This is a genomic window from Sphaerotilus microaerophilus, assembly GCF_023734135.1.
GTDB classification, from domain to species: domain Bacteria; phylum Pseudomonadota; class Gammaproteobacteria; order Burkholderiales; family Burkholderiaceae_C; genus Sphaerotilus; species Sphaerotilus microaerophilus.
Genome location: NZ_AP025730.1, coordinates 4730966 through 4744521 on the forward strand (window position 1 = coordinate 4730966; position 13556 = coordinate 4744521).

The 13556-nt window shown below is 71.0% G+C and carries 12 protein-coding genes and 1 riboswitch; of the genes, 7 read left to right on the forward strand and 5 right to left on the reverse strand.

The features are described 5' to 3' along the window. Positions 1-31: 31 nt before the first annotated feature. Positions 32-889 carry a 23S rRNA (adenine(2030)-N(6))-methyltransferase RlmJ gene (locus tag NGK70_RS20190; protein WP_251970269.1) on the forward strand — a complete coding sequence of 286 codons (858 nt, stop codon included), beginning with the start codon at positions 32-34 and terminating at the stop codon, positions 887-889. A gap of 28 nt (positions 890-917) precedes the next feature. Continuing rightward, positions 918-2447 (forward strand): helix-turn-helix transcriptional regulator, encoded by a 1530-nt coding sequence (locus NGK70_RS20195; RefSeq protein ID WP_251970270.1) that lies wholly within the window; start codon positions 918-920, stop codon positions 2445-2447. Between the two features lie 42 nt (positions 2448-2489). Here NGK70_RS20195 and eda read toward each other — a convergent pair whose 3' ends face one another. From eda to NGK70_RS20215, 4 genes are all read right to left on the reverse strand, one after another. Next, the gene (gene eda / locus NGK70_RS20200) at positions 2490-3125 is read right to left on the reverse strand and encodes a bifunctional 4-hydroxy-2-oxoglutarate aldolase/2-dehydro-3-deoxy-phosphogluconate aldolase (RefSeq protein WP_251970271.1); all 636 of its coding nucleotides are present in this window, start codon (positions 3123-3125) and stop codon (positions 2490-2492) included. A 94-nt stretch (positions 3126-3219) separates the two neighbouring features. Further along, entirely contained in the window at positions 3220-5040 is a 1821-nt protein-coding gene (gene edd / locus NGK70_RS20205; protein WP_251970272.1) for a phosphogluconate dehydratase, read from the reverse strand. Positions 5041-5190: 150 nt separating this feature from the next. Continuing rightward, a complete protein-coding gene (locus tag NGK70_RS20210) occupies positions 5191-5754 on the reverse strand; it encodes an OmpA family protein (RefSeq protein ID WP_251970273.1) in 564 nt (187 codons plus the stop codon). A 133-nt stretch (positions 5755-5887) separates the two neighbouring features. Continuing rightward, a complete protein-coding gene (locus NGK70_RS20215; RefSeq protein ID WP_310742547.1) occupies positions 5888-6595 on the reverse strand; it encodes a nucleotidyltransferase family protein in 708 nt (235 codons plus the stop codon). A gap of 326 nt (positions 6596-6921) precedes the next feature. Between NGK70_RS20215 and pdxH the strand changes: the two genes are divergently transcribed. Further along, on the forward strand, positions 6922-7557 hold the full coding sequence (gene pdxH, locus NGK70_RS20220) for a pyridoxamine 5'-phosphate oxidase (protein WP_251970274.1): 636 nt from the start codon (positions 6922-6924) through the stop codon (positions 7555-7557). A gap of 13 nt (positions 7558-7570) precedes the next feature. Beyond that, positions 7571-8389 (forward strand): YdcF family protein, encoded by an 819-nt coding sequence (locus NGK70_RS20225; RefSeq protein WP_251970275.1) that lies wholly within the window; start codon positions 7571-7573, stop codon positions 8387-8389. 329 nt (positions 8390-8718) lie between these two features. Here the strand turns inward: NGK70_RS20225 and NGK70_RS20230 are convergent, their stop codons facing one another. Next, positions 8719-10317, reverse strand: a complete 1599-nt coding sequence (locus NGK70_RS20230; RefSeq protein ID WP_251970276.1) for a UbiD family decarboxylase domain-containing protein — start codon at positions 10315-10317, stop codon at positions 8719-8721. A 270-nt stretch (positions 10318-10587) separates the two neighbouring features. On the opposite strand from NGK70_RS20230, the gene NGK70_RS20235 reads away from it, so the two are divergent. The 3 genes from NGK70_RS20235 to nrdR all read left to right on the forward strand — a co-directional run bounded on the left by NGK70_RS20235 (position 10588) and on the right by nrdR (position 13528). Continuing rightward, a complete protein-coding gene (locus tag NGK70_RS20235; protein WP_251970277.1) occupies positions 10588-11523 on the forward strand; it encodes a lytic transglycosylase domain-containing protein in 936 nt (311 codons plus the stop codon). Positions 11524-11573: 50 nt separating this feature from the next. Then, positions 11574-11704: riboswitch (ZMP/ZTP riboswitch) on the forward strand. 80 nt (positions 11705-11784) lie between these two features. Beyond that, the gene (glyA, locus tag NGK70_RS20240) at positions 11785-13035 is read left to right on the forward strand and encodes a serine hydroxymethyltransferase (RefSeq protein ID WP_251970278.1); all 1251 of its coding nucleotides are present in this window, start codon (positions 11785-11787) and stop codon (positions 13033-13035) included. A gap of 49 nt (positions 13036-13084) precedes the next feature. Continuing rightward, entirely contained in the window at positions 13085-13528 is a 444-nt protein-coding gene (nrdR, locus tag NGK70_RS20245; protein ID WP_251970279.1) for a transcriptional regulator NrdR, read from the forward strand. Positions 13529-13556 lie beyond the last annotated feature (28 nt).

Below are 13556 nucleotides of genomic sequence, written 5' to 3' on the forward strand. Positions count from 1 at the left end.
GGCGGGCTGCCCGTGCCCCGACAATCGGGCCATGCTCGCCTACCGCCACGCCTTCCACGCCGGCAATCACGCCGATGTCCTCAAGCACCTCGTCTTCACGCAGGTGCTGCGCTACATGGCGCTCAAGGACAAACCCTTCACCCTGGTGGACACCCACGCGGGTGCCGGCGCTTACAGCCTGGATAGCAAGGAAGCGCGCAAGAACGCCGAGTACGTCGACGGCATCGGCCGGCTCTGGGGCCGCCGTGACCTGCCACCGGCGCTGAGCGACTACGTCGCCCAGGTGCGCCAGTTCAACGAAGGCAGCACCAAGCTGCAGGCCTACCCTGGCTCGCCCGTGCTGGCGATGCAGCTGCTGCGCGCCGACGACCGCCTGCGCCTGTACGAGCTGCACGGCAGCGACGTGCCGCTGCTGGCCGAGCTGGTGGCCGGCCGGCGCGAGACCGGCGTGATGCAGATCGACGGCTTCACCGCACTGCGCGCCGAGCTGCCACCGCCCTCGCGCCGCGCCGTGGTGCTGATCGACCCCAGCTACGAACTCAAGACCGACTACGGCCAGGTGCTCGCTGCCGTGCGCGAGGGGCTCAAGCGCTTCCCCGAGGCCGTCATCATGGTCTGGTACCCGCAGCTGCAACGCCTGGAGCCGCGCGACCTGGTCGACCGCCTGAAGGCCACCGCGCTGAGCCAGGCCAAGAAGGGCTGGCTGCACGTGCGCCTGAGCGTGGTGCCCCCCGACGCCAGCGGCTTCGGCCTGATGGGCAGCGGCATGCTGGTCATCAACCCGCCGCATGTGCTGCACGGCATGCTGCGCGCGGAGATGCCGGTGCTGGTGGAGGCGCTCGGCCGCCACGAGGGCGCCACCTTCCTGCTGGAAAAGCACGGCGGCTGAACCCCGGGGACGCCGCGCGGGAACCCCGATGGACGACGCCGCCCTGCGCCGCCAGCTCGTCCAGCTGGGGGCCCTGCACAGCGACACTCCAGATGCCCTGCGCCTGGACGAGCTGGAGGCCCTGCGCAGCGCCGTCGAAGGCGCGCGCTCGCCCCTGCTGCACGCCGAGTTCGTGCTGCTGCGCGCCCGCCTGCACGAGACCCGCCGGCCGGTGGCCGAGATGGCAGCCGACCTCGAACTGGCGCTGCTGACCTTCGCCGCCAACCAGCGCGAGCGCCAGCAACTGCAGTGCCAGGCCCAGCTGGCCTACTGGTACAACCTGATGGGCCACGAGGTCAGCGCGCTGGCTGTGGCCCACCGGGCCATGCGCCACCCCGGCCTGCCGCCCGAGGACCGGCTGGCACTCTTCACCCCCGTGGCCATGGCCTACGCCCACCAGCTGCGCCTGGGTGACGCCTGGCAGGCCTGGGAGCGCGACTTCCGCGCCGAGCACGCCCGCTGCAGCGACGCCCGGCTGCTGCGCGAGGTGCACGGCACCCTCGCCTCGCTGCACTTCTTCGAGGCGCTACAGGCACGGCGCGTGGCCACCGTCTACACGCTGGACCTGGACGCCGGCCCGCCCGACCACGCGCGCTTCACCGCGCAGCTCGCCGAGGTGGAGCGGCAGGTCCACGCCAGCCGCCACGCCGGCAGCGCCCTGCCCGACCCGCAGCGCCTGGGCGACCTGCTCGGCATGGTCGCCGCGCTGCGCGGCGACGCGGACCGCATGCAGGCCCACCTCACCTCCCTGTGCGGTCCGCCCGAGCAGACCCGCCCCACGCACGGCCAGCTCAGCCGGCTGTACAACCTCGGCTGGAGCCTGCGCGTGCTCGGCCGCCCCGAGCAGGCCCTGCCCTGCCTGCTGGCCGTGCGCAGCCACCTCGACACGGTCGGCATGAGCAAACTCGTGAGCCGCCTGCCCTACGACCTGTCGTGCACCTACGAGGCCCTGGGCGACCCCACCGCCGCGCTGCGCGAGCTGCGCCACTTCCTGCGCCTGCGCAGCGAGATGGCCGCCGCCGACTCCGCCACCCTGGGCCGGCTGCAGGACCTGTCCGCGCAGCTGGATGCCCCCCTGGGTGGATTCACGCCGCCGAGGCAGCTCCAGGTCGGCAGCACCCGCATCGATCCCGTCACCCTGCACCAAAGCGAGCCCCCTTACCTGGCCCGCCTGGACCGCCTGCTGCACGAGCGCACCGGCGAGCGCCGCCGCCCCGCCGAACTGGCCAGCGAACTGGGCGTCAGCCTGCGCACCCTCCAGGCCGCGCTGCAGCGCTACCGCGGCAGCACCCTGGTGGCCATGCAACGCCGCATCGCCCTGCAGCGCGCCAGCGAGCAACTGCGGCTGACCGAACTCCCGATCCGCGACATCGCCGCCACGGCCGGCTTCCCCGACGCAGCCTCCTTCAGCCACGCCTTCCGGCGGGAGTTTGGTGTGTCGCCGAGCATGCACCGGCGGCGCGGGTTGGCCGGGCCTGCCGGTCAGGGGGTTGGCGAACCTGCCGCCGCATCAGACTGAGCGGCAACACCCCTCGCCAACAACCCTCAGGCCATCACCCCCTCAACCCCTCAACCCCTGCGCCGCCCGCGCCAGGCGGGTGATGCGGTCCCAGTCCCCGTCGCGCACCGCATCGGCCGGGGTCAGCCAGGAGCCGCCGCAGACCTTGACGTTGGGGAGCGCCAGGAACTGCGGGGCGGTTTCGGCGGTGATGCCGCCAGTGGGGCAGAAGGCGACGTCGTGGAAGGGGCTGGCGAAGGCCTTCAGGAGGTTGAGGCCGCCCACCGCGGTGGCGGGGAAGAGCTTGAGGAAGCGGTAGCCGTCGGCGTTGGCGGTCATCACCTCGCTGGCGGTGGCGACACCGGGCAGCAGCGGCAGGCCGATGTCGGTGCAGGCGCGGCCCACCACCGTGGTGTAGCCGGGGCTGACGGCAAAGCGGCAGCCGGCGGCGAGCGCGGCGCGGGCATCGGCGATGGAGCGCACGGTGCCGGCGCCGACGATGGCCTCGGGCACCTCGGCGATCATGGCGCGGATGCAGTCCAGCGCCACCGGGGTGCGCAGCGTCACCTCCAGCACCTTGACGCCACCGGCGACCAGCGCGCGGGCCAGCGGCGCGGCGTCCTCGACACGGTCGATGACGATGACGGGGATGACGGGGCCGTAGGCGGCCAGGTCGAGCGTGTTCATGGGCAGGGTCATGGGCGTGGGCTCCTGAAGATCGGGCAAGGGCGGAAGGGGCTTGGGACTCACCACCGGGGCATCACAGCACAGCCCGCGGGTCGCGGCCAGCAGGTCACAGCCACGTGATGGCGCCTTCCTCGGCACTGCGCACGTTGCGGCGCAGGCCGCCGAAGAGTTCGCGGCCCAGGCCGTGGGCGGCGTCGTCGGCCAGGTCGGCGGGGCGCTCCTCGATCGTGCGGGCCGTCCAGTCCTCGGGCGGCACCAGGGCATCGAGCGTGCCGGACACGGCGTCGACGCGCAGCAGGTCGCCGCTGCGGACCTTGCCGAGCGGGCCGCCGCCGAGCACCTCGGGGCTGACGTGGATCGCCGCCGGCACCTTGCCGGATGCACCGCTCATGCGGCCATCGGTGACCAGCGCGACGCGGAAGCCCCGGTCCTGCAGCACCGCCAGCGGCGGGGTGAGCTTGTGCAGCTCGGGCATGCCGTTGGCGCGCGGGCCCTGGAAGCGCACGACGGCGACGAAGTCGCGCTCCAGATCGCCGGCCTTGAAGGCGGCGTGCAGCGCCTCCTGGCTGTCGAAGACGAGGGCTGGTGCCTCGATGACGTGGCGGTCCTCAGGCACGGCGCTGACCTTCATCACGCCCCGGCCGAGGTTGCCGGCCAGCAGCTTCAGGCCGCCGGTCTCGCCGAAGGGGGCGGCGGCCGTGCGCACGATGGCGTCGTCGATCGGCGTGGCGGGCAGGTCGTGCCAGGCCAGCGTGCCGTCAGCGGCCTGAGCCGGGACGCGGCCGTAGGCAGCGATGCCACCCTCGGCCACCGTCAGCACGTCGCCATGCAGGCAGCCGGCGTCGAGCAGCTCGCGCAGCACGAAGCCCGGGCCGCCGGCGGCCTGGAACTGGTTCACGTCCGCCTTCCCGTTGGGGTAGACCCGCGCCAGCAGCGGCGTGGCGGCGGACAGCTCGGAGAAGTCGGTCCAGTCGATCAGGATGCCGGCCGAGCGCGCCACCGCCACCCAGTGGATCAGGTGGTTGGTGGAACCGCCGGTGGCCAGCAGGGCGACCATGGCGTTGACGATGCAGCGCTCGTCGACCAGCTCGCCGATGGGCGTGTAGCGCGCGCCGCCGCGGCGGATCGCCAGCACCTGGCGCACCGCCTCGCGGGTGAGCTGCTCGCGCAGGCCGGCGTGCGGGTGGATGAAGGCGGCACCGGGCACGTGCAGGCCCATGGCCTCCAGCAGCATCTGGTTGGAGTTGGCGGTGCCGTAGAAGGTGCAGGTGCCCGCGCCGTGGTAGGCGGCGGACTCGGCCGCCAGCAGCTGGTCGCGCCCGACCAGGCCCTGCGCAAACTGCTCGCGCACCTTGGACTTGTCGCTGTTGGACAGGCCCGTGCTCATCGGCCCGGCGGGCACGAAGACGCAGGGCAGGTGGCCGAAGTGCAGCGCACCGATCAGGAGGCCTGGCACGATCTTGTCGCACACGCCCAGCAGCAGCGCGGCGTCGAACACGTCGTGCGTCAGCCCCACCGCAGCGGCCATCGCGATCGTGTCGCGCGAGAACAGGCTCAGCTCCATGCCGGGCAGGCCTTGCGTGACACCGTCGCACATCGCCGGCACGCCGCCGGCGACCTGCACGATGGCGCCGTGCTTGTGCGCCTCGTCGCGGATCACGGCCGGAAAGCCCTCGTACGGCTGGTGCGCCGAGAGCATGTCGTTGTAGGCGGTGATGACGCCGATGTTGGGCGCCTTCTCGGCCACGACGCGGAACTTGTCCGCCCCCGGCAGCGCCGCGAAGGCGTGTGCCACGTTGGCGCAGCCCATGCGGTCGGCCCCGCGCGGGCGTGCCGCGGTGGCACGCAGGCGCCGCAGGTAGTCCTGCCGCAGCGGCGCGCTGCGCTCACGGATGCGCTGGGTGATTTCGGCGATCTGGGTCTTCATGGCGGTGCGGCGGAACGATGAAACTGAATCACCGATTTAACCGTAACCTGGTTACATCGTCAAAACAAAAGCCGCGGCCCACCCTGCTTGCGCAAGGGTGGGCCGCGGCGGGCAGGGCCGGTCAGCCCCGCACAGGGAAGAGTCAGCAGGTCAGGGGGCGTCGATCACGCGGATCTCGACGCGGCGGGCTTCCTGGTCACTGCCACCACCGGCGGTGACTTCCGGCTTGCGCAGCAGCACCTGTGCCAGCGGCACGCCCTTGGCGACCAGCGCGGCACGCACGGCCTTGGCGCGCTCCTTGGCGAGTTCGGCGTTGCGGGCCGGATCGCCGGTGGTGTCGTGGTAGCCCGACAGCAGCACCTTCTTGCTCGTGCTGCCCGCCAGCGCCTCGACCACCTTGGCCAGGGCCGCATCGGCAGCGGCGTCGAGCGCCGCCTGGCCGGAGCCGAAGAACACGGTCGACAGCGCCGCACCGGTCGGGGTCAGGTCGACCAGCTGGTCGGCGCCTGCGCCCGCATCGGCCGAGGCCGCCGGGCTGGCCGCCACTGCCGCCGGGACCGCTGCCGAGGCGGACTGCGCCACCAGCGGCGCCGCGGCCGACTTGAAGGAATGGCGCACCGCCATGCTCAGGGCCACGACGACCGCCAGGGCCACCGCACCGAAAGCCACCACCAGACCGGCCTTGCTGCCTTGGTCCTCGTCCTGACTGCTCATCCAACACACTCCGAAACGTGAAAAGATGCTCGAAGTGTACGCAACTTACCTGACAGCGAATCTGACGCGACAGGAACCGGCTCGCTGGCGCCCTGTCTCGCCGGCTCGGCCATGCAGGCCGCGCTGCCCGCGCTCAGGCGGAGCGGCCGAGGGACGGCGCCTCTTCCAGCTCGGCACCCGCGTGCAGGCGCCGCGCCCGTTCGAGATCGCCGTCGGTGTCCACGTCGATCAGCACGCCCGGGTCATCCAGGTCGAGGGCCTGCGACGGGTAGCGCGCCAGCAGGCGGCGCGCGCCCTCGTCTCCCTGCAGCTTGATCAGCTCGGTGTAGAGCTCGACGGAAAAGCCCACCGGGTGGCCGCGCCGGCCCCGGAACTGCGGGTAGACCACCGGGTACTGGCTCAGCGTACGGGCCACCGCCGTCAGCGTCTCGGGCCGCACCAGCGGCATGTCACCCGGCAGGATCAACCAGCCCGGCGCGTTGGCACGCGCATGCACCCCACAGGCGATGGTGTAGCCCATGCCCAGCGGCTCGCGCGAGGCCGAACCCACCGGGGGTAGCAACACGATGTCGCGCGCAGCGACGACCGCCCGGGCGATCGGCACCAGCTCGGCAGTGGTGACCACCACCAGCGGCAGGCCGCTGGCAATCACGTTCTCCAGCGTGCGGGCGAGCACGGGCGCATCGCCGAGCGACTGCCCCAGCTTGTGCCCGGCCCCCTGGAAGCGCGACCCACGCCCCGCCGCCGGGACCACCACCACCGGGCCACTGGCCTTCAAGGCACTCACCGCGAGCCCCTCGACGGCCACGCGCACACCGGGCGCCCCGGGCAGCCCGACCAAGCCGCTTCATGTCCTTCCGCTGGCTGCAGGCCGGGTCGGCGCGACCGTGCCGGCACCGCCGCAACGGACCGGATCAGGAACTGCCAGGATGGAAGGTTCATGGGATTCGGGTCGATGTTGTTCTTGCTGCACTGCAGCAACCGTCCGCCATGTTGGGGCAGCAGGCTGGCGTGGCGCTGACCGGCCAGCCCCTCGCACTGCCCTGGTCGGCGCCCTCTGCACAGTCCCGATCGGATCGCACATCGCTGTCCACCGGAACTGGTGCCTTCACTTAGGGGTGTTCACCGGGTGGGAGCGAGCGCTGCGCGCCTTCCTATACTGGGGTCATGACCAATCTCTCCCAACTGCGCAAGAGCTACGAAGCCGGGGAACTCGACGAGGTCCGGGCCGCCAACGAACCGCTGCGCCAGTTCGACGCCTGGATGCAGGAGGCGCTGCGCGCGGGGGTCCCCGAGCCGAACGCGATGACGCTGGCCACCGTAAGTGCGGACGGCCGCCCGTCGACCCGGGTGGTGCTGATCAAGGGCTTCGACGAGCGCGGCATCGTCTGGTACACCAACTACGCCAGCCGCAAGGGCCGCGAGCTGGCCGGCCATCCGCATGCGGCGCTGCAGTTCCACTGGGTGGAGATGGAACGGGTGGTGCGCATCGAGGGCCGGGTGGAGCGCACCGACGCCGCTGAGTCCGACGCCTACTACGCCAGCCGGCCGCTGGATTCGCGCCTGGGCGCCTGGGCCTCGCCGCAGAGCGAGGTGATCAGCTCGCGCGCCGTGCTGGTGGCCAACGCCGCCCGGGCCGCGGCCGAGCACGGCCTGCACCCGCCGCGCCCACCGCACTGGGGCGGCTTCCGCCTGGTGCCGGACCGCTGGGAGTTCTGGCAGGGCCGCAAATCGCGCCTGCACGACCGGCTGAGCTACCGCCTGGTCGACGGCCAGTGGCTGCGCGAGCGCCTCGCCCCCTGACGCGGGGCGATTCATGGCCATCGAACTGGCGGCGCTGAAGCCGCTCGTCGGCGCGCTGCTGCTGCCCCCGGGCGGCTGGATCATCCCGCTGGCGGCGGCGTGGCTGTTGCGTCGGCGACGCGCGGCCGCACCGCTGGCTGCGCTGGCACTGGCCGGGCTGTGGCTGTCGATGTGCACCGGCACGGCGCGCTGGCTGCAGGACGCCCTACTGCAACCGCCCCCCGCGCTCACGTCGACGCAGCGCCAGGCCCTGGCCGCCTCCGCCGGCCAGCAGCCCACGGCCATCGTGGTGCTGGGGTCCGGCCGCGAGACGCTGGCGCCGGAGTACGGCCGCGGCATGCTGTCGCCGGTCGGCCTGCAGCGCCTGGTCTACGCGCTGTGGCTGGCGCGCCAGACCGGCCTGCCGCTGGCCTATGCGGGCGGCGTGGGCTGGGGCGAGGACGGCACGGCCTCCGAGGCCGAAACGGCCGCGTCGATCGCCCGCGAACAGCCGGGCCAGCCGGCGCTGCGTTGGCTCGACACCCGCTCCCGGGACACCCGAGAGAACGCCGAGAACATCGTCCCGCTGTTGCAGGCCGATGGCGTGCGGCGCATCGTGCTGGTCACCAGTGCCTCGCACATGCCGCGTGCACTGCGCTGGTTCAAGGCCGCGGCGGCGGGCGGCTCACCCAAGGAACCCAAGGAACCCATCGAACTGGTGCCAGCGCCCACCGGCTACATCGGCGATGACGATGCCGGAGCGCTGGCCTGGCTGCCCTCCGGGCGGGGTGCATTGGCGGTGCATACGGCCTGGCATGAATGGGTCGGGCTCTGGCTGACCCCGGCACACTAGCCCGCGGGCCGTCGCCCACCGGCATGGCCGGCCCCAGAAAAGACCGGCCCCAGAAAGCAGAAACCCGCCCGGAACCGAAGTTCACGGGCGGGGGTGGCCCCTGAGCGGTGGCCATTCGGGCCGACGGAGGATTCAAGTCCGGCAACCCTTCCCCGCAGCGACTGCAGGGAGTTGAGTACCTGTATCAATCACAGGCAAGGCCAGCTTAGGCCGGCTTGACCGGCTCCGCAAGGGGCGCGCGGCTATGGCCTCGCGCGGCCTCATTCACGCGTTTGGCTTGACGGCGCCGAGCTGCGCTGCTCCACCTGCGCCAACCGCCCCGCGACCCGTCAGCCGCGCGCCGGCGGCGTGCCAGATGTCACGAACGGCGCCGTCACGCGCGCCCACAGCGCCTCCATGCGCTCGCTGACCTCGCGGTCCATCGTGATCGTGCGCCCCCACTCACGGTTGGTTTCCCCCGGCCACTTGTTGGTCGCATCCAGCCCCATCTTGCCGCCCAGGCCGGACACCGGCGAGGCGAAGTCGAGGTAGTCGATCGGCGTGTGCTCCGCCAGCGTGGTGTCGCGCACCGGGTCCATGCGGGTGGTGATGGCCCAGATCACTTCCTGCCAGGAGCGGATGTCAACATCGTCGTCCACCACGACGATGAACTTGGTGTACATGAACTGGCGCAGGTAGCTCCACAGGCCGAACATCAGGCGCTTGGCGTGGCCCGGGTAGGCCTTCTTCATGCTGATCACCGCCATGCGGTAGCTGCAGCCCTCGGGCGGCAGGTAGAAGTCGACGATCTCCGGAAACTGCTTGCGCAGGATCGGCACGAACACTTCGTTGAGCGCCACGCCCAGCACGGCCGGTTCGTCGGGCGGCTTGCCGGTGTAGGTGGAGTGGTAGATCGGGTCACGCCGGTGCGTGAGGCGCGCGACCTCGAACACCGGGAACCAGTCCTGCTCGTTGTAGTAGCCGGTGTGGTCGCCGTAGGGCCCCTCCAGCGCATGCAGGTAGCCGCCCTTCTCCTTCAGCGGCACACCGTGCTCGCTGCGCCCCTCCCAGCCAGCGGGCGCGGTCGGGATGTGCCCTTCGAGCACGAACTCGGCGCTGGCGGGCACCTGCAGCGGGCGACCCTCGCCAACGCCGCTGTCAGCCAGTTCGGTGCGCCCGCCGCGCAGCAGGCCGGCGAACTGGTACTCGGACAGGCTGTCAGGCACCGGCGTGACCGCGCCCAGGATCGTCGCCGGGTCGGCCCCCAGCGCCACCGCGATCGGGAAGGGCTGGCCCGGGTTGGCCAGCGCGAACTCGCGGAAATCCAGCGCCCCGCCGCGGTGCGCCAGCCAGCGCATGATGGTCTGGCGCGGCCCGATGACCTGCTGGCGGTAGATGCCCAGGTTCTGGCGTGCACGCGGGCGCGGCACCGACTGCGGCCCGCGGGTCACGACCAGGCCCCAGGTGATCAGCGGCGCCACGTCGCCCGGCCAGCAGTGCTGCACCGGCAGCCGGGCCAGGTCCACCTCGGCACCGGTGAGCACCTCCTCCTGGCAGGGGGGACGCCGCACCAGCGCGGGCTTCATGTCCCAGAGCGTGCGCGCTATCTGCAGCAGCCGGCCAGCGTCCTTCAGGCCACGCGGCGGTTCGGGCTCCTTCAGACTGGCCAGCAGCTCGCCGACCTCCCTGAGTGCCACGATGCTGTCAACCCCCATTCCAAGGGCCACCCTCTGGGGGGTACCGAACAAGTTGGTCAGTACCGACAGCCCGTGAAAACGTTTGTGTCTGTCGCAAGGCGCCTGAAACAACAACGCTGGCCCGCCGCGACGCAGTACCTGGTCGGACAGGGCGGTCATTTCCAGGTGCGTCGAGACGGGTTCGTCAATGCGGACAAGCTCGCCGCGGGCCTCCAACGAGGCCACGAAGTCACGCAGATCGCGGTATTTCATCACTGTTCAGGCATAAGAGCCGAAGGGCTCATGGTTGACCGGTTATTTTGGCGACTCCTAGAATCCGCCCGAATTTGCGATCTGCGGGGCCTATGTTGCAGTGCAGCAATTTGTTGCACAATGCGTCCCCTTCGATCCCGCCACACCGCCGGCGTTGTTCCGGTGCCACCGCGCAAGACGGTGCCGTGTGATGGCGGGGATTATCGAGGCAGCGTTTCCGCCCGTATGGGGCGGACTGCGGCGGCCTCCCATGACCTGGAAAGGAGTGTCATGCCTGCATTCCGAGCCTGGGCACGAGCGAAGTCGGCTGTCTGGACTTCCCTGCGTGTCTTCGTGACGGACCTTGGCCATGGCCTGCTGGCCGTCGGCCACAACTCGCTGGCCGTGCTGGGCCTGGCGGTGCTCAGCGCCGCCTTCCTGCTCGGTGGGCGTGCCGACGTGCGCGCCACCCTGGAAGAGAAGACGCTCGGCTGGCTGCAGGAGCGCCAGGATGAGCGACTGGCCGGCGAAGAGGAAGCCGACCTGCTGGCCCCCGGCGACATCTCGGCCGGCGACCGCGCCACCGCGGTCGATCCAAGCGAACTGAATCGCCAGCAGGCCACCGTGGCCCAATGGCTGGCGCGCCGCTACCGTGTCGCACCCGAGCCGGTGGCCCGCCTGGTGCAGGAGTCCTGGGCGCTGGGCCAGCGCGTCGGCCTCGAGCCCACGCTGATCCTGGCGATCGTCGCGATCGAGTCGAGCTTCAACCCCTTCGCGCAAAGCGCGGTCGGCGCACAGGGCCTCATGCAGGTCATGACCAAGGTGCATGACGACAAGTACGAGGCCTTTGGCGGCAACCACGCCGCCTTTGATCCGCTGACCAACCTGCGCGTGGGCGTGCAGGTGCTCAAGGACTGCATCGCCAAGGCCGGCTCGCTGGAGGGTGGCCTGCGCCACTACGTCGGCGCGGCCAACCTGAACGACGACGGCGGCTACGCCTTCAAGGTGCTGGCCGAGCAGGGCTTCATGCAGCAACTGCTCAAGGGCCGCTCGGTGCCGGTGACCGCCCGCCTGCCCGTGCCGCCGGTCGGCAATGTTGCCACCGACGCGTCCACGACCCCAGGTGCAGCCACCGAGGCGCCGGCACCCGCGCGCCCGACCGCCCCGTCGGCACCCACCGAGCGCAGCACGCGCAAGACCGAGCGCGTCGCCCTGCTCGCGCGCTGATCCGCGCGCATCGCGCGGAAGACCGCGGAAGACGGGAACGGGTAAACTCGCAGCCGTCGCGCAACTGGCGTTCAAGGGTGGCCGTAACGGCTGCCTGAGGTGGGGGACCACCGTGGAGCGCGACCGCCGGGGACGGTGTCGGTCCCCGGTCGATTCGTTGCCGTGCGCCTGGGCCGCCCCGGTCTTCCCTCCCTGATGTCGGGCCGCGCGTGCCGCCTCGGGACAGACCTGGGTCCAGCTACCCCCGACAGGAATCCACCCATGTTTGACCGCGCCACCCACACCCTGGCCGCCATCGACCCCGAGATCGCTGCGGTGATCGACGCCGAGAACCGCCGCCAGGAAGACCACATCGAGCTGATCGCCAGCGAGAACTACACCTCGCCGGCTGTCATGGCAGCCCAGGGCAGCCAGCTCACCAACAAGTACGCCGAAGGCTACCCGGGCAAGCGCTACTACGGCGGCTGCGAGCATGTCGACGTGGCCGAGCAGCTGGCCATCGACCGCGCCAAGCAGCTCTTCGGCGCCGAGTACGCCAACGTGCAGCCCAACAGCGGCTCGCAGGCCAACCAGGCCGTGTTCTTCGGCCTGCTGCAGCCCGGCGACACCATCATGGGCCTGAGCCTGGCCGAAGGCGGCCACCTGACGCACGGCATGCCGCTGAACATGTCCGGCAAGTGGTTCAAGGTCGTCTCCTACGGCCTCGATGCCAACGAGGACATCGACTACGACGCCATGGAGCGTCTGGCCCACGAGCACCGTCCCAAGCTCATCATCGCCGGTGCGTCGGCGTTTGCGCTGCGCATCGACTTCGAGCGCTTCGCCAAGGTAGCCAAGGACGTCGGCGCCTACTTCATGGTCGACATGGCCCACTACGCCGGCCTGGTGGCCGCGGGCGTCTACCCCAACCCGGTGCCGCATGCCGACGTGGTGACCACCACCACGCACAAGACCCTGCGCGGCCCACGCGGCGGCCTGATCCTGATGCGCGGCGAGGAGATCGCCAAGAAGATCAACTCGGCCATCTTCCCCGGCATCCAGGGCGGCCCGCTGATGCACGTCATCGCCGGCAAGGCGGTGGCCTTCAAGGAAGCGCTCAGCCCCGAGTTCAAGGCCTACCAGCAGCAGGTGGTCAAGAACGCTGCGGTGATGGCCGAAACGCTGATCCAGCGCGGCCTGCGCATCGTCAGCGGCCGCACCGAAAGCCACGTGATGCTGGTCGACCTGCGTCCCAAGGGCCTGACCGGCAAGGAAGCCGAGGCGCTGCTGGGCCGTGCCCACATGACCTGCAACAAGAACGGCATCCCCAACGACCCGCAGAAGCCCTTCGTGACCAGCGGCATCCGCTTGGGCAGCCCTGCCTTCACCACGCGCGGCTTCAAGGAAGAGCAGGCCCGCCAGGTGGCCAACCTGATCGCCGACGTGCTGGACGCGCCGAACGACGAGGCCGTGATCGAGCGCGTCAAGGCCCAGGTTGCCGCGCTGACGCGCGACTTCCCGGTTTACCGCTGATCGGCCCCGGCGCGACAGACCCCTGCTGCTGCGCCGCCCCTGACACGCCATGCGCTGCCCCTACTGCGGAAACGCCGAGACCACCGTCGTCGAGACGCGCACGTCCGATGAGGGGGATGCCATGCGGCGGCGGCGGCGCTGCAGCGCCTGCGACAAGCGCTTCACCACCTACGAGCGTGCCGAGCTGAGCATGCCCATGGTGGTGAAGAAGAACGGCGAGCGCGTCGAGTTCAGCCGCGACAAGCTGCGTGCGTCGATGTCGCTGGCGCTGCGCAAGCGCAACGTGAGCGTCGACCTGATCGACGCCGCGCTGGCGCGCATCGAGGACCGCGTCTACACCAGCGGCGTCAGCGAGGTGTCCACCACCCGCATCGGCGAGCTGGTGATGCACGAGCTCAAGCGCCTGGACAAGGTGGCCTACGTGCGCTTTGCCTCGGTCTACCGCGAGTTCGAGGACATCGATGCCTTCAGCCAGCTGATCCGCGAGATCTAGGCCCCCCACCGACACCCCCTTTATGGGG